This is a genomic window from Porphyrobacter sp. ULC335 (genome assembly GCF_025917005.1).
Taxonomy (GTDB): Bacteria; Pseudomonadota; Alphaproteobacteria; order Sphingomonadales; family Sphingomonadaceae; genus Erythrobacter.
Window position 1 is genome coordinate 1,992,206 of record NZ_CP078091.1, and the last position, 23,383, is coordinate 2,015,588.

At 63.8% G+C, this 23,383-nt stretch carries 21 protein-coding genes, 2 tRNA genes and 1 pseudogene; 9 read left to right on the forward strand and 15 right to left on the reverse strand.

The annotated features are described in order from the left end of the window. Window positions 1–269: 269 nt before the first annotated feature. The 6 genes from KVF90_RS09470 to KVF90_RS09495 form a co-directional block, all read right to left on the reverse strand. Window positions 270–806, reverse strand: a complete 537-nt coding sequence (locus KVF90_RS09470; RefSeq protein ID WP_264391343.1) for a hypothetical protein — start codon at window positions 804–806, stop codon at window positions 270–272. After that, window positions 803–1,306 carry an Arm DNA-binding domain-containing protein gene (locus KVF90_RS09475; RefSeq protein ID WP_264391344.1) on the reverse strand — a complete coding sequence of 168 codons (504 nt, stop codon included), beginning with the start codon at window positions 1,304–1,306 and terminating at the stop codon, window positions 803–805. Before KVF90_RS09475 ends, KVF90_RS09470 begins: the two co-directional genes overlap by 4 nt. Before the next feature lie 172 nt (window positions 1,307–1,478). Further along, window positions 1,479–1,555 (reverse strand) — tRNA-Pro (locus KVF90_RS09480). Between the two features lie 24 nt (window positions 1,556–1,579). Next, a tRNA-Ile gene (locus tag KVF90_RS09485) sits at window positions 1,580–1,652 on the reverse strand. Window positions 1,653–1,734: 82 nt separating this feature from the next. Then, window positions 1,735–2,736 carry a polysaccharide deacetylase family protein gene (locus KVF90_RS09490; RefSeq protein WP_264391345.1) on the reverse strand — a complete coding sequence of 334 codons (1,002 nt, stop codon included), beginning with the start codon at window positions 2,734–2,736 and terminating at the stop codon, window positions 1,735–1,737. A gap of 31 nt (window positions 2,737–2,767) precedes the next feature. Continuing rightward, window positions 2,768–4,537 (reverse strand): histidine kinase dimerization/phospho-acceptor domain-containing protein, encoded by a 1,770-nt coding sequence (locus KVF90_RS09495; RefSeq protein WP_264391346.1) that lies wholly within the window; start codon window positions 4,535–4,537, stop codon window positions 2,768–2,770. Window positions 4,538–4,807: 270 nt separating this feature from the next. Here KVF90_RS09495 and KVF90_RS09500 point away from each other — a divergent pair, with 270 nt between their 5' ends. After that, the gene (locus KVF90_RS09500) at window positions 4,808–5,269 is read left to right on the forward strand and encodes an Lrp/AsnC family transcriptional regulator (protein WP_264391347.1); all 462 of its coding nucleotides are present in this window, start codon (window positions 4,808–4,810) and stop codon (window positions 5,267–5,269) included. Continuing rightward, window positions 5,266–5,712 carry a GFA family protein gene (locus KVF90_RS09505; RefSeq protein WP_264391348.1) on the forward strand — a complete coding sequence of 149 codons (447 nt, stop codon included), beginning with the start codon at window positions 5,266–5,268 and terminating at the stop codon, window positions 5,710–5,712. Before KVF90_RS09500 ends, KVF90_RS09505 begins: the two co-directional genes overlap by 4 nt. Before the next feature lie 39 nt (window positions 5,713–5,751). Here the strand turns inward: KVF90_RS09505 and KVF90_RS09510 are convergent, their stop codons facing one another. The 5 genes from KVF90_RS09510 to KVF90_RS09530 form a co-directional block, all read right to left on the reverse strand. Further along, window positions 5,752–7,062: an NAD(P)/FAD-dependent oxidoreductase gene (locus KVF90_RS09510; RefSeq protein ID WP_264391349.1), complete on the reverse strand. Its 1,311-nt coding sequence runs from the start codon at window positions 7,060–7,062 to the stop codon at window positions 5,752–5,754. Between the two features lie 154 nt (window positions 7,063–7,216). After that, entirely contained in the window at window positions 7,217–7,918 is a 702-nt protein-coding gene (locus KVF90_RS09515) for a phytanoyl-CoA dioxygenase family protein (RefSeq protein WP_264391350.1), read from the reverse strand. Next, window positions 7,894–9,243 carry an acetyl-CoA carboxylase biotin carboxylase subunit gene (accC, locus tag KVF90_RS09520; protein WP_264391351.1) on the reverse strand — a complete coding sequence of 450 codons (1,350 nt, stop codon included), beginning with the start codon at window positions 9,241–9,243 and terminating at the stop codon, window positions 7,894–7,896. Before accC ends, KVF90_RS09515 begins: the two co-directional genes overlap by 25 nt. 4 nt (window positions 9,244–9,247) lie before the next feature. Next, window positions 9,248–9,763, reverse strand: coding sequence for an acetyl-CoA carboxylase biotin carboxyl carrier protein (gene accB, locus KVF90_RS09525; RefSeq protein ID WP_264391352.1), 516 nt, complete (start codon window positions 9,761–9,763; stop codon window positions 9,248–9,250). 106 nt (window positions 9,764–9,869) lie between these two features. Then, the gene (locus tag KVF90_RS09530; RefSeq protein ID WP_264391353.1) at window positions 9,870–10,310 is read right to left on the reverse strand and encodes a type II 3-dehydroquinate dehydratase; all 441 of its coding nucleotides are present in this window, start codon (window positions 10,308–10,310) and stop codon (window positions 9,870–9,872) included. Between the two features lie 90 nt (window positions 10,311–10,400). Between KVF90_RS09530 and KVF90_RS09535 the strand changes: the two genes are divergently transcribed. Further along, window positions 10,401–10,781, forward strand: a complete 381-nt coding sequence (locus tag KVF90_RS09535; protein ID WP_264391354.1) for a hypothetical protein — start codon at window positions 10,401–10,403, stop codon at window positions 10,779–10,781. Here the strand turns inward: KVF90_RS09535 and KVF90_RS09540 are convergent. The 3 genes from KVF90_RS09540 to KVF90_RS09550 form a co-directional block, all read right to left on the reverse strand. Next, window positions 10,762–11,175 carry a holin family protein gene (locus KVF90_RS09540; RefSeq protein ID WP_264391355.1) on the reverse strand — a complete coding sequence of 138 codons (414 nt, stop codon included), beginning with the start codon at window positions 11,173–11,175 and terminating at the stop codon, window positions 10,762–10,764. The genes KVF90_RS09535 and KVF90_RS09540 overlap by 20 nt on opposite strands. Window positions 11,176–11,244: 69 nt before the next feature. After that, complete coding sequence (locus KVF90_RS09545; protein WP_264391356.1) at window positions 11,245–12,147, reverse strand: HpcH/HpaI aldolase/citrate lyase family protein; 903 nt, start codon at window positions 12,145–12,147, stop codon at window positions 11,245–11,247. A gap of 53 nt (window positions 12,148–12,200) precedes the next feature. After that, window positions 12,201–14,279 (reverse strand): TonB-dependent receptor plug domain-containing protein, encoded by a 2,079-nt coding sequence (locus KVF90_RS09550; RefSeq protein WP_264391357.1) that lies wholly within the window; start codon window positions 14,277–14,279, stop codon window positions 12,201–12,203. A gap of 198 nt (window positions 14,280–14,477) precedes the next feature. Between KVF90_RS09550 and KVF90_RS09555 the strand changes: the two genes are divergently transcribed. From KVF90_RS09555 to KVF90_RS09565, 3 genes and pseudogenes are all read left to right on the forward strand, one after another. Continuing rightward, a complete protein-coding gene (locus KVF90_RS09555; protein WP_264391358.1) occupies window positions 14,478–14,993 on the forward strand; it encodes a (2Fe-2S)-binding protein in 516 nt (171 codons plus the stop codon). Then, on the forward strand, window positions 14,990–17,260 hold the full coding sequence (locus KVF90_RS09560; RefSeq protein WP_264391359.1) for a xanthine dehydrogenase family protein molybdopterin-binding subunit: 2,271 nt from the start codon (window positions 14,990–14,992) through the stop codon (window positions 17,258–17,260). Before KVF90_RS09555 ends, KVF90_RS09560 begins: the two co-directional genes overlap by 4 nt. A 1-nt stretch (window position 17,261) precedes the next feature. Further along, window positions 17,262–17,744 (forward strand): annotated as a pseudogene (locus tag KVF90_RS09565) (nucleotidyltransferase family protein); the annotation flags it as partial. Between the two features lie 20 nt (window positions 17,745–17,764). Here KVF90_RS09565 and KVF90_RS09570 read toward each other — a convergent pair. Next, window positions 17,765–18,772, reverse strand: a complete 1,008-nt coding sequence (locus KVF90_RS09570) for an XdhC family protein (protein WP_264391360.1) — start codon at window positions 18,770–18,772, stop codon at window positions 17,765–17,767. Window positions 18,773–19,213: 441 nt separating this feature from the next. On the opposite strand from KVF90_RS09570, the gene KVF90_RS09575 reads away from it, so the two are divergent. From KVF90_RS09575 to KVF90_RS09585, 3 genes are all read left to right on the forward strand, one after another. After that, on the forward strand, window positions 19,214–20,152 hold the full coding sequence (locus tag KVF90_RS09575) for a sigma-54 interaction domain-containing protein (RefSeq protein ID WP_264391361.1): 939 nt from the start codon (window positions 19,214–19,216) through the stop codon (window positions 20,150–20,152). A 136-nt stretch (window positions 20,153–20,288) separates the two neighbouring features. Then, on the forward strand, window positions 20,289–20,708 hold the full coding sequence (locus KVF90_RS09580; protein ID WP_264391362.1) for a DUF3467 domain-containing protein: 420 nt from the start codon (window positions 20,289–20,291) through the stop codon (window positions 20,706–20,708). Beyond that, window positions 20,705–23,383, forward strand: a complete 2,679-nt coding sequence (locus tag KVF90_RS09585) for a papain-like cysteine protease family protein (RefSeq protein ID WP_264391363.1) — start codon at window positions 20,705–20,707, stop codon at window positions 23,381–23,383. Before KVF90_RS09580 ends, KVF90_RS09585 begins: the two co-directional genes overlap by 4 nt.

Sequence of the window (23,383 nt, forward strand, 5' to 3'; positions counted from 1 at the left end):
CCTGCCCATGCCAAGGCTTCTGCGACAAAGATTATGATCGCCGAAGTCTTAGAACCAGACCACCAAAGTAGCGTCCCGACAATGAGACCGATCAGGAGGCACGATACGGCGGGGCTAGGCAGCTTCATCTGATGATAGGTGCCACATTGGACATGACGGCAGCAATGGGGTCGATTTCAGAAGGGCAGGAATTTTTCGGAAGCGATGCAAAGCCGCAAGTCCGCTTTCCGGATCGCGCAACAGCCTCGCTCATGACCGGTAGTGGGTGGTTAGCTGCCATTCAGAGAAAGATGCTCGGCGTAATCTTCAATCCACATGCGCTCGCACCAAGCGTTCTCACCATGCTGTTCGATTTCTGACCTCACCTGCGTCAGCGGCAACGTCATGGCCCAAGGAAGGAAGTGATCTTCGATATTACTGGTGATCCGATCCAGCTTTTGCAGCACAGCATCCTCACTCGCGCCTTCCCAGTGAAGTCGCTCGTAATGGTAACTTAGATTTTGGGGCCGGTAGATCAGTTCACTTCCGCCATCCTCCAGCGGCCTTAGTTTGTAAGGATAGTCGAAAATCTCTTTTGTGAAACCTGTAGGGACTTTCTCTGATCTGTCCCGCAAAATGGAATGTCGGAAGCAAAGAATATGCGAGATCGATCCTGGAGCACTCATCCGACCGCCCAGTCGGAAAAGCGCAAGTGTTTGGCACCCGTCGAAAAAGACGAGCGTTTTACCCTTAGGCGCAAAGCCGAGCGAAGCTAATCTCCTAGCCACGCGATCCTCGAAAAGAGCGTCAAAAGCTTCCTTGTTCATAATCCTATTCGGCATTCACGGCTGCGCCTGTCAACGTCCGCAATGGGGTCGCTTTCAGAATGTCGCCTTATGGCGAGAAAACCGTTGAAGCTGCCGGGCAAGTCATCCCAGTCGGAGACATCGTCATTGATTATGAGCCGATCGCCCAGCGCATTCCATGCCGCAGGCCAGACGGCACGCGATCCGGTTGCGATCACCACGCGCCCAGCTTCGATTGCGGTTCCATCGTCCAGGATCAGACGGTCGGGGGCAGTGAAGCGGGCTGATCCGCTGATCTTGTGGGCATCCGGCCAGCCTTCGACATCTTCAACCACCAAGCCGACAAAGCGGTCGCGCTCGGCACGGACCCGGGCCATCACGGCCTTGCCGCAAAAGCGGTAGCTGAGTCGCCAGAACTTCTTTCTGTCGGGGTTCGACAAGAGAAACAAGCCTCCGCCATCGGCGTGCTTGGTTGGTTTGGGGCCGGCCTTCAGGCTGCGGATTTTCGCAACGCTAAGCATTGAGACAAGCTAGCGGATCCCAGCTTCGCTACCAAAATTCTTACCAACAAAGTGCAGGTAACTCGTGAAATTGCATGAAATGCGCTGATACAACGTGGCTCAATTATCTACATGAAAATATGAGATAAAATGAACGCGATGGCGCAATATGGGGTCTACTGAGAAAAGAAAATGGTCGGGGAGACAGGATTCGAACCTGCGACATCCTGCTCCCAAAGCAGGCGCGCTACCAGACTGCGCTACTCCCCGACACTCTTCTTCTCGCCCTTCCGGTGGGCCCGGCAGGATTCGAACCCGCGACCTAGCCGTTATGAGCGGCCAGCTCTAACCGCTGAGCTACAGGCCCTTGCGCACAAGGCACCGGAAGACAGGGCGACGGTCAGCCCCTACTCTGGCGGCGGCGTTGAGACAAGCGCGCAAACTGACCTCTATCCGCCGGTTGCAGCAATGATATCTGCGACGGTGCAGCTTTGCACGCCGCGCGCTGCCAGGTGCCGGTAGACCGCTTCAAGCCAGGCGTAGAGCGCCTCTACCCCCGATGCGTCGGCGGCATAGGGAGTGTGGCCCGGGGCAAGCGTGGGGCTGTGCAATGACAATACCAGCACGGGCAGTCCGGCACGCACGGCAATGTCCACGCCGCGCAGGCCCTCCTCGATCGAAACGCCTTCGGGGGTCAGCGCGATATGTTCCAGCAAGCCAAGCCGCGACAGCACGCCCATCGCTCGAAAGAGTGGTTCGGCAAAGCGCTGCAAGGGACGCCCCGCGCCGCGCAGAAGTCCCGAGTGGACGCTCGTCACCGGCAACTCCAGCAGCCGCATCGCGCCATCGACCCAGTAGGGCGCAAGCGGGTGGCGGCTGTAATCCGGTCCGCCCTGGGCCGTGTAATCGAAGAGTGATCGCACGGAGGTGTCGATCCGGATTCCAGCCTGCTTGAGCAGATCGGCCGTATGTGGCCCCAGCCCGTAGCGTCCGGCGCGGTAAATCAGCGGGGCGGCCCCGAAAGCTGCCTCGATCGCATCGCGCAGCGCCATGAACTTGGCCGCTTCAAGATCCCGCGGCAGGTTGCCGGCAAAGGAATTGTGGCCGCTCACCTCCTCATCAAAGGGCGGATTGACCCAGGGGTGGAGCTGCACGCCGACCTCGGCGCAGCCGCGCCGCACCGCATCGCCGATGATCTCCACAGCGCGTGCGTCTTGTACGACCGGCCAGTCGACGAGGTAGACCGGTTGCGCGCCGATCCGCTCGCAGAAGGTCTGGAAGCGCGCAATCGCGGGAATATGGGTCAGGCCGTACCCGTCGCGGCGGAAGGGGCCTTTCCAGTCGAATTCCTCTTCGGTATCGACTGTCAGCAGCACCCGCTGGCCGAAGCCGGGGGCAAAGGCAGCACTGCGCCCTGCTGGCGGGGGTTGGAGCATCGAGCCTGAGGTCATTTCCGCTGTGCGCTGCCGCCGTTTGCGCGCGCTACGCGCCCACCGCGCCGGGCAGGTTTGCGTCTTCGCTGAAGAGCGGCAGGGTGAGCACGATCGCGTCGCCTTCACGCGCCAACCCGCCGCTTGCCGCACGCGCTTCGGCCCGGGCAAGGCGCAAGGCAAAGCCTGATCCGAACAGCCCGGGATTGATCGCCCCTTCCGCCGCGCGGGTTGTGGCTGCGAACAGATTGTCCTCCGCCGCAAGCCGGGCGGGAAGGGTGCAGCGCAATTGCGCCATCGCACGGCCGCCGCCGATCAACGGGTTCAGCCTGACCGCAATCGTCTCGCCCGGTGCACAGGCCGCTCCGAGGCTCGCCAGGAGACGCCAGACGAGCGCTTCAGCATCGTCAGGGTCGATCCCGATCAGCATCGTCGTGGTTTCGGCAAAGCCAAGCGCGAGGCCCGCATTCTGCGGCGCAAGCACCGGATCAAGCTGCGCGGCGGTGCGGCGTACCAGCGCGGCCAGATCGGCCTCGCCCGGCTCGGTCCATATGACGCCGGTCTCGAGCCGCGCCAGCCGGTCAAGCTCCTCGAAGCCAGCAAGGATGCGCGCGGCATCGGCGGCAATCGCGGCTGCAAGCGCGCGATATTCATGCGGAGCAGGGCCGAACAATTGCTGCTGGATCACCTCGGCATAGCCTTGAACCGCGGTGACAGGCGTGCGCAGTTCGTGCAGCAACTGGCGGATGCGGTCGGCTTCGCGCGCCTCTGCACCGGCAGGGATGGCGGCGGCTTTGGGCACACGGCGGAAGCGGCCGAAATAGCCGGTAAAATGGCCTTCCTCGCTGAAGCGCGGTTCGGCATCGATGATCCACTCTCCGGCGATGGCAGGTGCGCCGGACAGGCTGATAGGACCGCGTGCGATCGGCTGACGGCGAGCGAATGCACGGGCGATCCCTGCACCCTCGGCGCTATCCCCGCCGCCGGGAGTTGCGGAGAACAGGCGGGACCCCACCACCATCGGTGCCACATCGCTGGTCGCCCAGCTGATCCGGCCGTTCGTATCCGAGACAAAACCGAAATTGGAGACGACACGTTCGGGCCGTTCGGTCACTTCGCCAAGGGGTAGGCGCGGCGAGCGTTCGCTATCGACGGGATTGTCGCCGCGCTCGCGCCGGAACTGGGCGATACGCTCGACCAGTGCGGAGATTTCCGTGCGACCGGCATCGTCGCGGTTGCGGGCGGAGACCTGGGCCGGCGCGGCAGGCACCTTGCGCAGCGGGATCGGGTCACTGGCTGACGCGGCACGTGTGATCGGAGTCACAATGTCTTTAACCGGCTCTGCATCCGGAGAAGTGGCGGCAGCGGGGGTGGGGGCAGGCAGGCCACGATCATGCACGCCGAGGCGCGCCAGCAGCGCTTCGACGTCAACCGGCAGGTCGCGGCGCAGACGCAAAAAACCGCGCGCACGTACAGGCAGGCGCGGGATCAGCGCGGCCCAGTCCTCCGAGGTGAGATCGGCCCGGGTGAGCGCTGCGGCCGCTACTTCAGGCTCGTGATCGGCGAGATGCGAGGCGAGATCGGGGCTGCGGAAACGCCAGCCGGGTTCGCGGATGATGCGCGCGCGCGTGTCCGCAGGGATTGCTTCGGCCAGAGCATCCATCCGCAACCATGCGGCTGCCATCAAGCTCTGGTCTTGCCCCCGCTCATGGAGACGTTCCTTGCCGAGAAGATCGAGCAATTGCCTGTACTTCGTACGCAGGCTCGCCTCGCCTGTGGCGCGTTGGCGCAGCACGGTGGCAAGGCGGTCATCGAAAAACACAGGCTCTCCTCAATAGCGGCCAGCGGAGCGAATCGCGCTGGCCGATCACGTCTGCAGCGGGACCATAGCCAGTGCCGACCTATCCGTCTTAGCAGGATAGGGGAATTGTCACAGTTTGACGCGAATGGCGCGTTGCAAAGCGGGACAATTGCTGCCAGACCTAATAATATTAGCCAAGCGGGCCATGCGGCACGCGTCTTGTTTCTTTGGGATCATGTTGCACGGGCTGCGTCGCTGAGCGTCGGGGCGTGCTGGAGGAGCTTTAGCCACGTGGCCAATCTCGACGATATCGACCGCCGTTTGCTATCGGAACTGCAGGCTGAAGGCCGCGTGACCAATGTTGAACTTGCCCAGCGGGTCGGGCTGACCGCACCTCCCTGTCTGCGCCGCGTGCGGGGCCTCGAGGAGGACGGGGTGATCCGCGGCTATCACGCCGATCTCGATCCGTCGAAGTTGGGATTTGCCATCACCGTCTTTGCGATGGTCAGTCTCAAGAGCCAGGCCGAATCCAGCTTGCGCGAGTTCGAGGAGCATATGCGTGCACTACCCGAAGTGCGCGAATGCCACATGCTCAACGGCGAGATCGACTTCATTCTCAAGATCGTGAGCAAGGATCTCCAGAGCTTCCAGGAATTCCTGACCGGCAAGCTGACGCCTGCGCCGAACGTGGAAAGCGTCAAGACTTCGCTGACGATCCGTACCGCCAAACAGGAACCCGGCGTCCCGCTGTGAGCGAGGCAACGCGCCTCACCGGAGCCGTGACCGGCCGGTGCCTGTGCGGCGCGGTGGCGATCACGGTTGAAGCCATGCAGGCTGAGGTCGATGTCTGCCATTGTGCGATGTGCCAGCGCTGGGGCGGCGCGTTCTACGCGGGCGTCAAGGGTGATGTCGCCGCGGTGACAGGCGAGGAAGCGATCACCGTCTATCGCTCAAGCGAATGGGCCGAGCGCGCCTTCTGTGGCACCTGCGGCAGCAACTTGTGGTACCACTTCCTGCCGACCGGCAACCGCAGCTTCCTTGCCGGGCTGTTCGACCTGCCGCCGGGCTTCGGAATCGAACGGCAGATTTTTGTCGACGAGAAGCCCGATTGGTATGATCTTGCCCAGCAAAGCCCGATGCTTACCGCTGAGCAGGTGATCGCGGAGGCGGAGGCTGCGGGCTTTAGCTTCGGTTGACGGTCCGTATGGCCCGGTGCTCCGTCTCGTGCAAATGCTCTAGTGCAGCTTCAGCCGTGGCCGCACAATGCGGTTCACGCGGCCCACCAGCATCAGGAAGGTCGCCTTCATCCAGCCATGGATGCCGATCAGGTGCAGGCGGTAGAGCGAGGTATAGATGAACCGCGCCAGCCTTCCCTCGATCGCCATGCTCCCGCCGATCAGGTTGCCCATCAGACTCCCCACGGTCGAGAAGCGGCTCAGCGATACCAAAGACCCCTTGTCGCGATAGACGAAGTGGGTGAGCGGACGGCCTTTCTGCATCCGCACGATGTTGGCGAACACGGTCTCGGCCATCTGGTGCGCGGCCTGCGCGCGCGGCGGGACAGGGCGATCCTCACCCGGCGGCGTGTAGCTGGCGCAGTCGCCGAGCGCGTAGATGCACGTGTCCACCGTGGTCTGGAGCGTGTCGGTGACGAGGATCTGGTTCCTCGGATTGGTCTCCAGCCCGAGGCCTGAGAGAAACTCCGGGCCCTTCACGCCAGCGGCCCAGACAATCAGATCAGCCTCGATCACCTCGCCGGTCTTGGTAATGAGCTGGCGTGGGCGCGCCTCGACGACCTGCACGTCGGGGCGGACCTGCACGCCCAGCTGGCCCAGTTCGTGGGTCGCGGCAGCAGCGAGCTTGTCGGGCAGGGCAGGCAGAATGCGTGGCCCGGCTTCGAGCAGGGTCACGTGCATCCGGCTCTCGTCGAACACCTCAAGGCCGTAGTGCCGCAGCGCGCCAGCCGCGTTGTAGAGCTCGGCCGCAAGTTCCACGCCCGTTGCGCCGCCGCCGACGATGGCGATGCGCACCTGCTCGTCCGCGCCCGGATCGTTCATCATCGCCCGGCTGACGCGAAGGCAATGGTTCAGCAGCCGCGTGCGGAAGCGGTCGGCCTGCTCGCGGCTATCGAGATAGAGGCAGTGTTCCTTCACCCCCGGCACGCCGAAATCGTTCGATACCGAACCCAGCGCCAACGCCAGAATGTCATAGCGGATGGTGTGAGCCTCGATCAGGTCGCTGCCGTCCTCGTCCTTTACCGGCGCGAGGCTGATGGTCTTCGCCTCGCGGTCGATCCCGTCGAGGCTGCCTTGGAAGAAGCGATAACCCCAGCGGTAGCAGTGCCCGCGATAGCCGACCTCGTCGAGGTTTGCGTCAAGCGATCCGGCCGCGACCTCGTGCAGCAAGGGCTTCCAGATGTGGGAGAGGTTCTTGTCGACAAGGATGATGTCGTGCCGCTTGCGCCCGTATTTCGCACCGAGCCGCCGCACCAGTTCAAGCCCGCCCGCGCCCCCGCCGACGACGACAATCTGGGTCTTGCGGCTCATCCAATACTCCTTCGCACAAGCGTGCAGCGCAATCCCGCCAAAGGCATAGCCTGTAGCCACGGCAAAATCGCGTCAAATCAGCGCATGCTCCACGCGAATCTTGCTGCAGTGCAACATTAAGGCATCAGCGCCAGAGTGGTTCCACGCATTGAGCCTAGACTGCGCCTGAGATGTCCAGCGCCCATGCAAGCGGGGTAGGCAGGCTCTCGGCACTGAAGTCGATTTGCAGGACGCGTCTTTGTCCTGACGCTGTGGATTTCTGCGAGGCGTGCAGAATGGGGGTTGCATAGGCCCAGACATCGCCCGGCCGCGCGAGACAGGCGAGGGTCTGACTGGACTCGACCAGCCGCGACACCTCCCTTTCAGGGATGTAGCCACACCGATGAGAAGCGAGCGCGACTTCAAGCGGTGCGTTATCGATCGTGACCGGATCGAGATGGATGCGCAGGGTTATCATCGCCTCGATCAGGGCGAACGGCGGTTGGACATGGGGACTGCCCTGCTTGACGGTCCACGGGCCAAACCCGGGCACCTCCACGCGTGCCGCGACGTTGATCGTCCGATCCTGATGCCAGCCAAGCGACCAGTTGGCACCGGGTGATTTGTCGAAGGCAATGGCACGGACCGGGCGCGCGTTCGGCCCGATCAGGCCCTTGGCGATCCGCGCAATCGGGCCGTCCCCGGTCAGGAAAGGCGCAAGCGCTCCAAGCCGCGTGATCCGCGTGCCCGGCGCCGAGGGAGCGTTGTCATACCAGTCGCTCAGCGCAGGAAGCATCTCCCGCGCCGCACCCGCAAAGAGTGCGGCTCCGTGGGTGTCCAGCTGCTGGCCGGTCAGACCTCGCGTTCTTCCAGCCACTTTTCCAGCCACTTGATCGAATAGTCGCCGTTCAGCACATCGTCCTGCCGCAGCAATTCCTGATGCAGCGGGATGTTGGTCTTCACCCCTTCGACCACCATTTCCTCGAGCGCGCGGCGCAGGCGCATGATGCAGCCTTCGCGGGTGCGGCCGTAGACGATCAGCTTGGCGATCATGCTGTCATAGTAGGGCGGGATCTTGTATCCGGCGTAAAGTCCTGAATCCACACGCACATGCATGCCGCCGGCGGCGTGGAAATAGGTCACCAGGCCGGGCGAGGGCGCGAAGTTGAACGGGTCTTCGGCGTTGATCCGGCACTCGATCGCGTGGCCGTGAAACTCCAGCTCGTCCTGCGTGACCGAAAGCGGGCGGCCTTCGGCGATGCGGATCTGTTCGCGCACCAGATCGACACCGGTGATCGCTTCGGTCACCGGATGTTCGACCTGCAGGCGGGTGTTCATTTCGATGAAGTAGAACTCGCCGTCTTCCCACAGGAACTCGATCGTGCCTGCGCCGCGATAACCCATGTCGCGCATCGCCTTGGAGCAGACTTCGCCCATCCGCATCCGCTCTTCGTGGCTGATGACGGGCGAGGGGGCTTCTTCCAGCACCTTCTGGTGACGGCGCTGGAGCGAGCAGTCGCGCTCGCCCAGATGGATGGCATTGCCGTTGCCGTCGCCGAACACCTGGAATTCGATGTGGCGCGGGTTGCCGAGATATTTCTCGATATAGACGGTCGCATCACCGAAGGCGGCCTTCGCCTCGCTGCCGGCCTGCTGGATCAGCGTTTCAAGCTGGTCGGGGCCGTTGCACACCTTCATGCCGCGCCCGCCGCCGCCAGACGCCGCCTTGATGATCACCGGATAGCCAGCCGCCTCGGCAATCGCCTTGGCTTCGGTGATATCTGAGACCGCCCCATCGGAGCCGGGCACCAGCGGCAGACCGAGCGCGCCAGCGGTGCGCTTGGCCTCGATCTTGTCGCCCATCGTGCGGATATGTTCGGGCTTGGGGCCGATCCAGATGATGTCATGCGCTTCGACGATGTCGGCGAATTTGGCGTTCTCGGACAGGAAGCCATAGCCCGGGTGGATCGCATCGCACTGCGCGATTTCCGCCGCCGAGATGATGTTCGCGATGTTGAGATAGCTGTCGGTCGCAGGCGGCGGGCCGATGCACACCGCGTGATCGGCGAGCCGCACATGCATGGCGTCGGCATCGGCGGTGGAGTGCACCGCCACCGTCTCGATCCCCATTTCATGCGCCGCGCGGTGGATGCGCAAGGCGATCTCGCCGCGATTGGCGATCAGAATGCGTTTGATGCCCATGATCTTAGGAGATCACCACCAGCGGCTGATCGAATTCGACCGGCTGGGCGTTGTCGATCAGGATCGCGGTAACGGTGCCGGCGCGCGGCGCGGTGATCGGGTTCATCACCTTCATCGCCTCGACGATCAGCAGAGTGTCGCCTTCCTTCACAGCCGAGCCGACAGAGACGAACGCCGCAGCGCCCGGTTCAGGCGTGAGGTAGCATGTGCCGACCATCGGTGACTTCACCGCATTCTTGAGATCGGGACCAGCGGGTGCAGCAGGCTCTGCCGGGGCAGGCGCGGCAGCGGCAGGCGCAGGCGCAGCAGCGGCCGGGGCTGGCGCGGCGGCATAGACCGGCGCAGCAGCGGCAACCGCACCGCGCGAAACGCGGATCTTGCGGTCGTCATCCTCGACCTCGATCTCGGTCAGCCCGGTTTCGTTGAGCAGTTCGGCCAGTTCACGCACCAATGCGGTGTCGATGTTCATGCCCGATTTGCGCCCGTTCGCCTTGCTGCCTTGGCCAGCGTCGTTTGCCATGTATGTCCCTTGTTATCCTGTATCGCCCGTTGAGCGCAGGGGACTATTGCCGCGAATTGCGGCTGGCAAGTGGCAAGGGTGCAAAATGTGAAAGTCTGGTGACGAATTACACCGCGCCCGACGCTACGGCTTCGAGCGCGATGCGATAGGAATCCGCGCCGTGGCCCTCCACTGTCAGCGCCGCAGCCATGCCGACATAGGAGAGATGGCGGAAGGCTTCGCGGGTTTTGGGGTCGGACAGGTGGACCTCGATCACCGGCGTGCGGATTGCCTTGATCGCATCGAGCAGCGCAATGGAAGTGTGGGTATAGGCCGCCGCATTGAGCAGCACTGCGCGCGCGCCCTCGGCCTGCGCTTCGTGCAGCCAGTCAACCAGCATGCCTTCGTGATTGGTCTGGCGCATCTCGATTTCGAGGCCCAGTTCGCGCGCGCGGTCTTCGAGCATCCCGGCGATATCATCGAGCGTGGTGGTGCCATAAATCTCCGGCTCGCGCGTGCCGAGGAGATTGAGATTGGGGCCGTTGAGGACGTAGACGAGGTTGCTCATGGGGTGGCTTTAGCGATCAAAACCGGCAGGTCAAAATCCACAAAAGACTTCAGAGTTTGATATGGCCTTCTCCACTGCTAGCCTGTGAGTATGAAGATCGATCAACGACCGATTGAAGTGTTGGAGGAGGGGTTTTCCGGAATCGTTAGGCTGGGATCGGTGGGTCGGCTAAGATTGCCCGACCTCATTGCACACCGGCCCGAAAAATCGCGGTTCGAACGACTGGTAACAGTTCTCACCAGGGCCGTTTTGACAGCCGAGCAGAGCATGGGTGATTATGCTGCCGCCCGGATGCTTGATGCCATCGAGTCATTCTCCGATTTCAAGGGCGATTTTCTGGTGGAGTGGCGGCCCGGACTTCACGATCCGGCGTTTGAGGCGTTTATCAACGCGGCGCTTGCCGAAGTGGGCGAAACCGAAATCTGTCATGAGATCGCGCGGGAGAGCGCCCCTACCGATCCACCCCCTTGACCTTCCCCCACTGCCGCGCTGCCGTGTAACCGAGGTAGCCAGTGCCGAAGAGCGCATAGAGCGGCTCAGGCAGGCCAGCGAGATAGGCATTCATCCCCGCTGCGATATCGCGCGCGGCGGTTGGGCTGAACGCGCTCAGCACGCCCATCGGCAGCGCGGCGAGCAGCAGGATGTACATCACGTAGAGAAAGCTCGGGCGGGCGCGGCTGGTCCAGGGGTCTTTCGAGTTCGCCTCGGCGACGATCGCCTGGAGCTGCGCCTCGATCATGCGCATTTCCTGCGTTCCCTCCAGCGCGATCAATTCGAGTTTGGCGCGCGCCTGTGCTTCCTTGTCGGGAATGATCTTGTCGATGATCGAGGCGATGGGGCCGATGAGAATGTCGAGTAGGGCCATGTTCCTGCGCTCCTTCAATGAGTCGCCGCAGGAATGACCAATCTGGTTAAAGTAGGAAAATGTTTTAACCTATTCTTCGCCCGCCTCGGCCAGCAGCCGTTGCGCCAGTGCCAGATGCGGGCGGTCGAGCATCGCGCCATCGAGCGCCACCACGCCTGCGCCGGGGTGGTCGGCGAAGGCCTGCACCACCGCGCGGGCATGAGCCAATTCCTCTGCGCTCGGAGTGAAGGCGGCGTTGATGGGATCGACCTGCGCCGGGTGGATCGCCAGCATTCCACGAAAGCCCTGCGCCCGCACGTTCCGCGCACGCTTTTCCAATGCCTCAAGATCGCGGAATTCTGGCTGCACCGTCTCGATAGCCGCCACGCCCGCTGCCGAAGCGCCGATCAGGCACAGACTCCGCGCCATTTCGTAGGTATGCGAATATTCGCCATCGGCCCCGCGTTGTTCGCGCGCGCCGAGCGCCGAGGAGAGATCCTCCGCCCCCCAGCTCATCGCCACCAGTCGCGTCTTGCCGGGATAGTCGCCTGAATATTCGCCGGTGCGGAACATCGCCGCCGCTGTCTCGGTGACGAGCGCGGCGATAAGCGTGCGCCCCTTCGGTATGCCGTTCGCGGCCTCCAGTGCGGTCAGGTAGTGGTGGAGCTGCGTGATATCTGCCGCGCCTTCGGCCTTGGGCAGGAATACTCCGCCGGGCCGCGCAGGGATAATCGCGGCAAGATCGGCGATGCAGTCAGCCGTGCTGACCGGATTGAGCCGCACCCACAGCCTCGCGCGGTTGTCGCTCGCAGCGATCTGCTCGGCCACCATCGCGCGGGCCGCCGCCTTGTTTTCGGGCGATACCGAATCCTCCAGATCGAGCAGCGCGATATCGGCCGGGCTGGCAATCGCCTTGCCCATCTTCTTCTCGCTATCGCCGGGCGCGAACAGCCATGAACGCATTTTCGGGTGGGCGGGGGCGGTGTGGGCCATGAAAAGATCCTCTCGAGGCTTCGCTTACGAAGCGCGTCACCTCGGGGCAAGCCTTAGAACGAACCTTCGATATCGAAGCTGAAGATCGTCCCGAACTGCCGGTCGCGCCGTTCGGAAAAGGCGATCTGCCCCGCTGCGCGATCGGCAAAGATCGTGCGCGAGAACCGGTTGCGCTGGCCAAGCAGATTGCCCACCCGCGCCCGCAGGGTCATGCCCGCCACATCCTTGTTTTCGACAAAAGCCGAAAGCAGGGCAAAGCTTGGCTGGTTCAGGGACACCTCGTCCAACCGCACCTGCCGCGCGTTCTTCTGCCACTCGGTTGTGCTCCCGAAAGCCCAGGAGGATGCGGGCACATCGTGGCGCAGGTTCAGATTGATTGTCAGCAATTCATTGCCCGACACCTCGCGCACGAAACCGAGCAGTGGATCGCGCACCTCGCTTTCTGTCCAGGCCGCGCCGAAATCTGCCCGCGTGCCCTTCCAACCCAGGCCGTCGGACAGCAGCGTGGCATTGCCTTCGATCCCGTAGAACCGCGCAGAGGGCAGGTTGCCCGGGGCCTGCCCGCCACCTTCGATCGGAATCTGGTCGACGATGTCGGTGATATCCTCGACAAAGCTGCGCAGGTTGAGGTTGCCCAGCGCTCCCATCCGCCAACTCGCCTCCAGCTCGTAGACCCAGCTTTGTTCAGGCACGAGATTGGCGTTGCTTACGTCTTCGCGGTCCTGATCGAGATCGACCGAGGCGATGAAATCGAAGAAGTTGAGCTGGCCGACCACCCGCTCCACCCGGCCCGCGATGTTGAGCGCCGGGGTGACCTTCCAATCGAGCGCGGCAAAACCTTTTGGCCGCCAGAAATTGCGGGTGAGGCCCTGCGGTCCGGCCTGACTGAGGCGCGAGTATTCCGCGCCGGCTGACATCTGCAATTGCAGATTGGCGGCAAGCGCGCGGCTGTAGGTGAGGCCAGCGTCGATGCGGTCTTCATCGACCCGGTCACTCGCACCGGGCAGCGGGACCGGTTTCAGCACGCCCGCGCCATCGCGCACCGCCAGCGATGAATTGATCTCGAGGAAATTGCGCACTCCCTCGATCGCTGCGACCACATTGCCTCCGCCTGCGCCAAAGGTGTATTCCGAACGCAGAATGCTTTCGGCCTCGTCAGCATCCTGTACGAACAGCGAGCCCTGGGGTGCGCCTCCGGCCGCCAGTTCAGTCAGCACGCCGGTGGTGAAGGGGCTGTCCTCGTAGCGGTGATAGGCGATCAGCTTGAGCTGGCCCGACCCCAGACTGAATTGATAATCTGCGCCGAGTTCGAAGTTGAACTCGTCCTCGGTGCGGCGAAGATTGCGCACCCGTTCGAGCCCTGCGCCGGGGAGGCTCTGGCGCGAGACTTCGGTTTCGCGGAAAAAGTAGCCCTGCGTCTGGCCTGTGAGGTTGAGGACATTGCCATTGTCAGCCGTGCGCGTGAACGAGCCGGACAAGCCGACGCGGTCGGAATTGAAGTTGGCTTGCTCGTCGCGCAGTGCGGTCAATGCGCCACTGCCGTCGAAGACTTCTTCGAGCCCCTCGTTACCGCGCCGGTTGGATTCGTTGCGCAGCGCGAGCGTCCACTCGCTTTTCGCACTGCCGCCCGCCAAGGCCACGCTGCCGTTGAGCAAACGCGCGGGCGTGCCGAAGGTGCGGAATTCGGGCGAATAGCGATATTGCCCGGTGATCCGTCCGCTTGACCGGGTGACGACATTGAGCACCTGTCCGGTGAGGCCGCCGATCTCAAGGCTCGCTCCGTCGACCAGTTCCAGGCGCACCACATCTTCTACCGGAATGCGCCGCAGTGCCTCGATCGGGCCGTTGGACTTGCCCGAGATCCGCCGTCCGTTGACGATGACATTGGTATCGGCTTGCCCCAGTCCGCGCGCGCCGTCGCCTTCGCGGATGGCAAAGCCTGGCACTTGCTGGGCCATGTCGAGCGCGCTGCGGGGGGCGAAGCGAGCGAAGTCTTCGGGCAGGAAAGTGCTGCGCGTGGTCGCGGCGGCCGCGGCGGGTTCTGCGCTGCCATCCTGCGCCGAAGCGGGAACGGCAAGGCTGTTGGCTACGACAAACAAGATGGCGGCAGAGCGGTAGGGGGCTTTGGACATGGCCGGCGCCTGATCGGAAAAGCCGCGCGATGTCGAGATCCTGCCCTGAGGCCTTCGTCCAAACATATGTGGCTATCGACGAACGCAGACGGGACGGATCGCCCGCTCATAAGGCATCTGGCCACTTGACCTTGGCCGCGCACAGGCCTGTGCATTGCGACTGCGTCTTTCCATTGGCCGCAGAGCGATCAGGTTGCTATGAAGGACGGGAATTCAACCAGCGGGGGAGCGCCGTCTGTGGCAATCGCATTTTCTGTCAACGGCAAGCCGGTGAGCGTGGAGGCTGATGCCGATACGCCGCTGCTGTGGGTCTTGCGCGACGATCTGGGCATGACCGGCACCAAGTTCGGCTGCGGCATCGCGGCTTGCGGGGCCTGTTCAGTGCACATCGACGGCGCGGTGACGCGCTCGTGCAGCGTGCCGCTCAGCGACATCGCGGGCAAGGCCGTGACCACGATCGAGGGTCTGAAGGGCGCCGATGGCGTGCTCCACAAGGTGCAGCAGGCCTGGATCGACGCGCAGGTGCCGCAATGCGGATACTGCCAGTCGGGCCAGATCATGGCCGCCGTGGCACTGATCGAGCAGGTCGGATCGCCGTCCGACGCGCAGATTGTCGAGGCGATGACCAACATCTGCCGCTGCGGCACTTACCCGCGCATTCGCAAGGCGATCCTTGCGGCCACCGGCGCCGCCGCACAGACGGGAGAGGCATGATGGCTGACAATCCCAATCCCGATCTTGATCTGCCCGAAGCCGATGCTCCCGTGGCCAAGCCCAAGAAGAAGGGCGTCAAGCGCCGCATCTTTCTGGCGGGCAGTGCGCTGCTTGTCGGCGGCGGAATCTTCGGCGTGTGGTGGACCGATAACTCGGCCAAGGCCAAGGCCAGGACGCTCACTGTGGGCGAGGGCGAGCACGGCTTTGCCACATGGATGAAGATCGCCGAGGATGACACCGTCACGGTTTTCTCGCCGCATATCGATTTCGGCCAGGGCTCGCACACCGCGCTCGGCCAGATGCTGGCTGACGAGCTTGATGCGGCGTGGGACAAGGTGAAGATCGAGCAGGCCCCGGCTGACCTGTCTTTCGCCAACTCGGCCCTCGCCAAGGGCTTTCTTCCTTCTATGACGGGCGAATTTGCTGCGGGACTGATCCCTGATGCGGTGATCGGCATGATGGCGCGATCAATGCCGCTGATGATCACCGGCGGCTCATCGGCAATCCGCTTCACCGGCGAAGTCGCGATGCGGCGCACCGGCGCTGCGGTGCGTGCAGCGCTGATCGCGGAAGCTGCCGACCGGCTGGGTGTTCCCGAAAGCGAGCTCACCACCGCCGATTCTGTCGTGACACACGCCAAGTCGGGCAAGTCGCTGCGCTATGGCGAGCTGGCCGCAGGCGCGGCGGAGCGTTCGCTCAGCAGCGACCCTGTTCTCAAGACCCGCGACCAGTGGAAGCTGATCGGCAAGCCGGTGGTTCGCCGCGACATCCCCGCCAAGGTTGATGGCACCGCGGTCTACGGTATCGATTTCACTCTGCCCGAAATGCGGGTCGCCACCATCGCGGCGGCGCCCGTGCGCGGCGGCAAGCTGGAATCGGTCGACGAGGCTCCGGCCTTGGCGGTCAAGGGTGTCGAAAAGGTCGTGAAGCTGCCTGATGCGGTAATCGTCGTCGCTAAGGGTTACTGGCAGGCGCAAAAGGGCCTTGCCGCGCTTTCGCCGAAGTTCTCTGATGGCGGCCATGCGGCAGTCTCCACCCCGGCGATCTACGCCGCGCAAACCAAGCTCCGCCAGACGGCGGAGAAGCCGGATAATGAAGGCGGCGAAGGCGATGTCGATGCGGCTTTCAAGGGCGCAGGCGTAAAGGTCGTCGAGGCCGAATACCGCGTTCCCTTCCTCCACCATGCGATGATGGAGCCCTTCGCGCTCACCGGCCATTTCAGGGACGGCACGCTCACCTTGTGGGGCGGTCTGCAAGACCCACTCAGCACCCGCACAAAGGCAGCGGCAGCGGCCGGGCTGGAGGTCGATCAGGTCGTCTTCAACCCGATGATCATGGGCGGCGGCTTTGGCAGGCGCTTCCCCGATCTGGTCGAAATCATCGATCAGATCGCGGTGCTCGCAAAGCAGGTGCCCTATCCGGTCAAGCTGATCTGGAGCCGCGAGGAAGAACTTCGCCACGGCACCTATCGACCGCAGTCCTCGGCGGGGCTCAAGGCATCGCTCAAGGATGGCAAGATCACCGGCATGCGCATGGACTACGCCCAGAGCGGCAATGCAGAGGGCGAGGTGCCTTTCATCTATGCCATCCCCGCGACCTCGCGGCGCCACTTTGCCTACCAGTCGAACCAGATTGACGGGCCATGGCGCTCGGTCAACGCCACCCAGATCGGGTTCTATACCGAAAGCTTCATGGACGAACTGGCCGCAGCGGCGGGCGAGGATCCCTACCAGTTCCGGCGCAAGCACCTGCCCGCCGGATCGCGCCATGTCGCCGCGCTCGACATGGTGGCCAAACGGTCGGGCTGGGGCTCGCCCCTGCCTGAAGGCGTCGGGCGCGGGATCGCGATCGTTGAAAGCTTCGGCACAATCGTAGCCGAGGTGGTCGAAGCGAGCGTCAAGGAAGACGGCAGCCCCAAGGTGCTCAAGGCCTGGGCGGTGGTCGATTGCGGCACGACGGTGAACCCGCTCAACGCCGAAGCGCAGATTGCAGGCGGCCTCATCATGGGTCTGTCCTCGGCGATTGGCGAGCAGGTGACGCTCGACAAGGGCGCCGTGGTCGAGAGCAATTTCGCCGACTATCCGATCCTCAAGCTGGCCGATGCGCCGCCTGCGGTGGATGTGCACTTCATCGAGAGCGGGGCCGAGACTGGTGGCATCGGTGAGCCCGGCCTGCCGCCTGCCTCACCCGCATTGGCCAATGCGCTGGCCGCTGCGAGCGGCAAGCGCATCCGCAACCTGCCGTTGCTGACGCAAGCCAAGGCGTAAGTTGGACGGCTGGTCCGCGCTGATCCTCGCCGGAGGGGCGGGGCGGCGTTTCGGCGGGAGCAAGCTGCTTGCCGATCTCGCTGGCGCGCCGGTGATCCGGCGCGTGACCCAACGCGTCGTGCAGGGCGGGTTTGCCGAAACGCTGGTGGTGACGGGGGCGGATGACGCCGCCATCCGTACTTCGCTGGCAGGCATTGAGGTGCGCATCATCCACGCGCCCGATTGGGCTGAAGGCATGGCTGCGACGCTGCGCACGGGCATCGCAGGACTTGACCCTGAAGCAACGGGCGTGTGCGTTTTCCTCGGCGATATGCCGCTGGTGCCGGTGGAACTGGCTCTAGCGCTCGCAGAAGCGGCAGAGCGGGCCGGCTATGCGGCGCGGCCCCGCCATGACGGCAAGCCGGGGCATCCTGCCGCTTTCACCCGCGCGGCCTTTACCGACCTGCTTTCGCTCCAAGGCGATCAGGGTGCGAATGCACTGCTGCGGACGCGCGCAGACGTAGCCTATTGCGACACGGCCGAAAGCGGCGCGCTGCTGGACATCGACACGCCGGATGACCTCGCCGCTGCCGTCGCCGCATGGAACGCCTGCGCGACCTCGGCCACCAGTGACAGCGCAACGTCGCGCGGGGCCTTGCCGAAACCATAGAGCCCGATGGGGGCGTGAAGGCGTGCAATCTGCGCCTCGCTGACTCCATGCCCGCGCAACCGCGCTACCCGCACGTCGAGCCGGGCGCGTGCGCCGATCGCGCCAACATAGAAAGCCTCGCTCTGCAAGGCAGCGGCAAGCCCACGTTCGTCGTCCTCGCGGTCGTGGGAGAGAACCGCGATGGCGGTCCAGCGGTCGGGCGTGATGGCAGCAAGCGCTTCTGCCGGATCGGCACGATGATAGGTGATGCCCGGAAATGGCGATGCGTCCGGCCCGCCTGGCGTAACAAGAACAACATCCCAACCCATTTCGCGGCCCAGCGTCGCCGCGGTCAGCGCTGCACCATCTTCGCCCACTAACACCAACCGCAAGGGCGGGGTGAACCGCCGGGTGTAGCGCGCGCCGTCCCAGCTATCGGCCTGGGTGTCATCTGTGCCGACCAAGGCGTGACGTTGCGTTCCATCGCTGGTCCATTGCACCGGGCACCGCCGCTGCCAGCCTGCGAGCAAAGCCGCCACCGCGGCCTCATCCGCAGCGACCGGTTCGACCAGAACAGAAATCCCCGAACCGCAAGCGAGCTTGATGTCGATCCACGGACTGCCCTCGCCATAACGGAGCAGGCGCGGCGCGCCCTCGGCCATGACCTCGCGGCCGTGGCGCGCGACATCGGCTTCGATGCAGCCGCCCGACAGGAAGCCCCAATATTCGTCCACGGTGATGAGCATCTGAGCGCCCACATCGCGCGGTGCCGAGCCGTCAACTTCCACCAGAGTGGCAATCGCAAAACGCTCTGGCACCGCGCCACCGGCCAGCAAAGCTGCGCGGATATCGTCAACGGGAGCGGCATTGCGCCAAGGATTCATGAAACCGGCAGGCCTTTGCGAGAGAGAGCTGCGAGCCTAACCGAGCGGGCTGAGCGGGGCAATCACTCTCGGGCAGCCCATGCGACTCATACGGTTCCGGAAAGGTGTCTGCGTGGTTTACTAAGACAGATTGATGACCATTTGGCGAGTTCTTACAAGAACAGAGTATTGATATGAAATTAGTCATATTATATTTGGAGACTTACGCAAAAGCTTTACTCGTCTGAGCGCGCGCACGGCTCGATTGACCGCATCGTCGGCTCGGGCCCGATTGACCTTGCTCCCGCTATCTCTGACCTTGCCGGCTTCTGCGCCACGCTCGAGGTCGTCTGGTCAGTCGGAAACGTCGCTTTCCGCCAGGCACATCTGCGCGTGTTTCAGACGTGTAACTACAAGAACAGAATTTGGCACCAAGCGCTCTGGGGATGGGAGAGCAAGTGGATGTCGGAGTGTGCGACCGAAATTCTCGGGACGAGCCGTGCGATCGCGCATTTGCGCGACTTCGTGCCCAAGCTCGGTCGCAGTGACGCCTCATTGCTCATCACCGGCTCGACCGGCACCGGCAAGGAACACATTGCCCGTGCTGTCCACCAGCATAGCCACCGCTCACGCAAGCCCTTCGTTGCGATCAATTGCGGCGCAATTCCCGATAACCTGTTTGAAGCCGAATTGTTCGGCTTTGAACGCGGCAGTTTCACAGGTGCATTCCAGGCCCAGAAGGGCAAGGCGGTTCTGGCCGACGGCGGCACGCTGTTTCTTGACGAGATCGGCGAGCTGTCGCCGCTTTGCCAGACCAAGCTTTTGCGGATGCTGGAGGAGCGCGAAGTGCAGCCGATTGGCGCCCCGCGCCCGGTCAAAGTCGATCTGCGCGTCGTGGCTGCCACCAACCGTTCGGTCGAGGAACAGGTGGAAGAAGGCAGTTTCCGTTCGGACCTGTACTTCCGCCTCAACGTCGCCCGCATTGTGCTTCCCGATCTGAGCGAACGGCCCGAGGATATCGCGATCTATCTCCTCCACTTCATCCGTCATTTCAACGAGCGTACCGGCTATAATGTTGGCGGGCCGAATGCCGAGCTGCTTGATGTGCTCAGCCAATACGACTGGCCGGGCAATATCCGCGAGGTGCGCAATTTCGTGGAAGGGGTGTTCATCGATCCGCCGCGTGGTGCGATCGGGGTCGATCACATCCCCCAGGCATTCATGCAGCTCCAGCGTTCATGGCGGCGTAGCGGTACCGACGAGCGCGACCGCATCCTGGCGGCGCTGGAGGCGACAGACTGGAACAAGGCCGAAGCAGCCAAGGCGCTGCGCTGGTCGCGCATGACGCTGTACCGCAAACTCACCAAGCATCACGTCACGCGCGGCGGGCTGGGGCTGTGACACGTGTCGCAGGTTGCGGCGTATCATGTGACACTGCCTGAACCTTCGGACCCGGCATAAATATCTGAAAAACTGACATTTAGGAATCTGGCACGGGGCTTGCGCCGCTTTGCACGATGCAAGGAGTTGCGGACCGATGACGCGTTTCAAGACCGGTCAGGAGCAGGATCGCCACCTGGGCGCCGACGCCCCGGCCGCGCTCTATGTCAATTACTTCGAGATGGGTCACAACCCGTTCGAATTCCTGATCGACTTTGGCCAGTTCCGTCCCGGCATGGCCAGCAACGAAGCTGATAGCGACGGGACGACCGTGATCCACTCGCGCCTTGCGATGGCGCCCCCCTACGCAAAGATGCTGACCGAGATGCTCGTCCGCTCGCTTCGCGACCACGAGACCGAGCATGGCGAAATCCTTTTGCCGACAAGTTCCGACCCCCTTCCTCCGACTGTCAGCGAAGACCTGCTGGCGCCGCTCGGCGACTTCGAGGCGCGCGCCCGCGCACTTCGGGCCGCCGCGCAATCTGTTCGTCCAACCAACAACAAGGTAGGCTCATGACCGCGCAAATCTCACCCAATCGCATGGAAGTCAGCGATCGCTTCCCGATGCTCGGCTTTGCCGTTCGCACCAGCCAGCCCGATGTCGAGGCCGAGGTGGTGATCGCGAGCGATATCTCGCTGTTCAGCACCCAGAACCGGCAGATGCGCACACCCGCAAACTTCTACACCAGCCGCGAACATGGCACGTTGACAGTGCCGCGCGGTGACGGCGTGTTCGTGGTGCCGCCCGAAGTGCTGGCGCGCTTTATCGGCAGCGAGAAGCTCTATTTCGGACTTGCCACCGGCCGCAGCGGAAACGGCGGCCTGCAGGTCGATGCCTTGCCGCGCGAGGGTAGCCCTTACGTGTCACTGCGCGGGTTCACCGGACGCACGCTGCGGCGCGCGTTCGGCAGCATGCGTCCCACCGCGCCGCGGCTTGAATGGGCAGGCGATCAGCCGCGTCCCGGAAGCGAGACGGCGCCTTCCGGTGCCGCCAGCCCCGCCGTGGCCGGTGGCACACCGGGCGGCTCTCTCCCGCCGGTTCCTTATGATGACGGCTTTGGCCCAATGCCGGAAATCCCGGCGCGCGAGAGCCGCTATGCCCCGCAGAATGGCGGCAATGTACGCGGCTTGCGCGGGATTCCGCTGTCGCACGCCGCGGCTTCCAATGGGGCGGGAGCAGGGCGCACCGCGCTCGCGCTCGGCAGCGGCTACACCGCGCAGCAGGCGCTCGATTATATCCGGCGGCTGGTCGAACAGGTGGTCGATGTGGTCGGATCGGACGCCACGCCCCCGTCGCTTTGGCGGCTGGGAAGCGATAGCGCCGCCTTCATCACCGCTTGGGAAACCGTGCTGACCCCGCTCGGCTGGACCAATCCCACCTATGCTTTCATGAAAGCGCTGCCCGGTCTTGCGCGGTCAAGCGGCGTCACGCTGTCGATCGGGCCCACGATCAGTGGCGGTATGTTCGATGCGGGCGTGGGCGTTGTTTTCGCCCCTGACGGCCAGGTTGCACTGTTCGGCCAGACCGATTTCGAGATCAGCATTTCGAGCCTCGGCGACCTCGTCGACAACCTCAAGATGGCCCTCGCGGCCAGCATGAAGCTCGGCTACAATAATGGCGGGCTGGACGGCTTCGAGAGCCTCGGCAAAGTCGCCGGGTTGATGGAAGGTGTCGAGATCGTTGTCGGCGCCGAAGTCTGGCTCGACCGCAATGGGCGCGGGCTGGGCGGTGCGGTCAGCATCGGGGTCGGCTTCTCGGTCCAGCTCAGCGCTGAAGAAACCGGGGCGGCCCCGGCTATCGTTCCCCCGGCGCTTCCCGGCGATCCGCGCCAACGTGCGGAACGGATTGGCGGCGGCTTTGGCCAGCGGATCGGCGAGGCGCTCGATCTCGGGCTTGAACCCGATGGGCTGACCCGGCTGCTCGACACGCTTGATCCGCCCGCCACGGCCAAGCCGGTCGGCACGGCGATGGGAAGCCCGGTGTGGTCGATCCAGTGGGACGATATCCAGCTGGTGGCCCAGCCGACCGACAATGGCTGCTGGGCGACGACGCTCGCCATGCTGATCGGCTGGCGTGATCAGGTCAGCATCGCGCCGGAAACCATCGCCGGACAATGCGGCCGCGACATCGCCAATGGCCTGCCGTGGGCGGAGCGTGCCGATGTGGCCCGCCAGCTCGGCCTTGGCACCGTCCCCCCGCAATGCTTCATGCCCGAGGCCTTCAAGGCCCTGATCGAGAACCACGGCCCGCTCTACGTCGGCAAGATGGCGAGTGCGACCACGCTGTCGGGTCACGCGGTGCTGGTGGCGGGCATGTATTCCGACGGAACGGACCATTTCATCCGCGTCGTCGATCCATGGGATCGGGCGGTGGGCACCCCGGGTGCTCCCGGCGCGCACGGCCCCGGCCATACGCAGGGCAGCCGCTACATCATCAAGTACGAGGATTTCCAGTCCGAGTACGAAATGGCGGCCGATGGCGATCCGGCGTACGTCCAGATCATCTATGCAGGCGTGCCTGCGGGTCGGGTGATCAACCGCTCGCTCTCCGCACCGACCGGCTTCGCGATGGGCGGCGGGTCTGCCGGGCGCAAGCTCGCGCCGCCGCCCGCGCCGCACGTGCGCGAAATGAGCGCGGCCGAGATCGCCGGGATCGCCATTGACGTGATCACCAACAATACTGGCGACATCAGGACCAACCTCGCCAACTGGTCCGGGATCAAGCATCCGCGCGATCAGGCCCCGCGCCGCGAGGCGACGTTCGAAGCCGGGGAGATCAACCTGCGCGACTGGCCGATGGTCGGCGGCACCTTCGGGATCGACGACATCTACTGCTGGCTCAAGATCCGTTGGCAATACAACGGCACCTCGCTCGGCAGGGTATACATCACGGCCGACGGGCATGATGACGCTGTCGGCTGGGGCCTTACCGTTACCGCCACGATCGAGGATGATTCGCGCCTCTATGCCCGCTCGTCGCAGGCGCGGGCAGCAGGGCCCGATCAGGTTCCGGCGCTGCATATCAACATCGACTACGTCTTCGACGAGACGATCGTTGCCGATCAGGTCGCCAACACCCGCGTGTCGCTGTTTGCTGACGGGACGCACGCGATCGAGAGCCGGTGGGTGCAGCATTCGCGGCCCGGCGGCGGCAATCCGACCAATGTCGTCCGGCCCTTTGAACACGCCTGA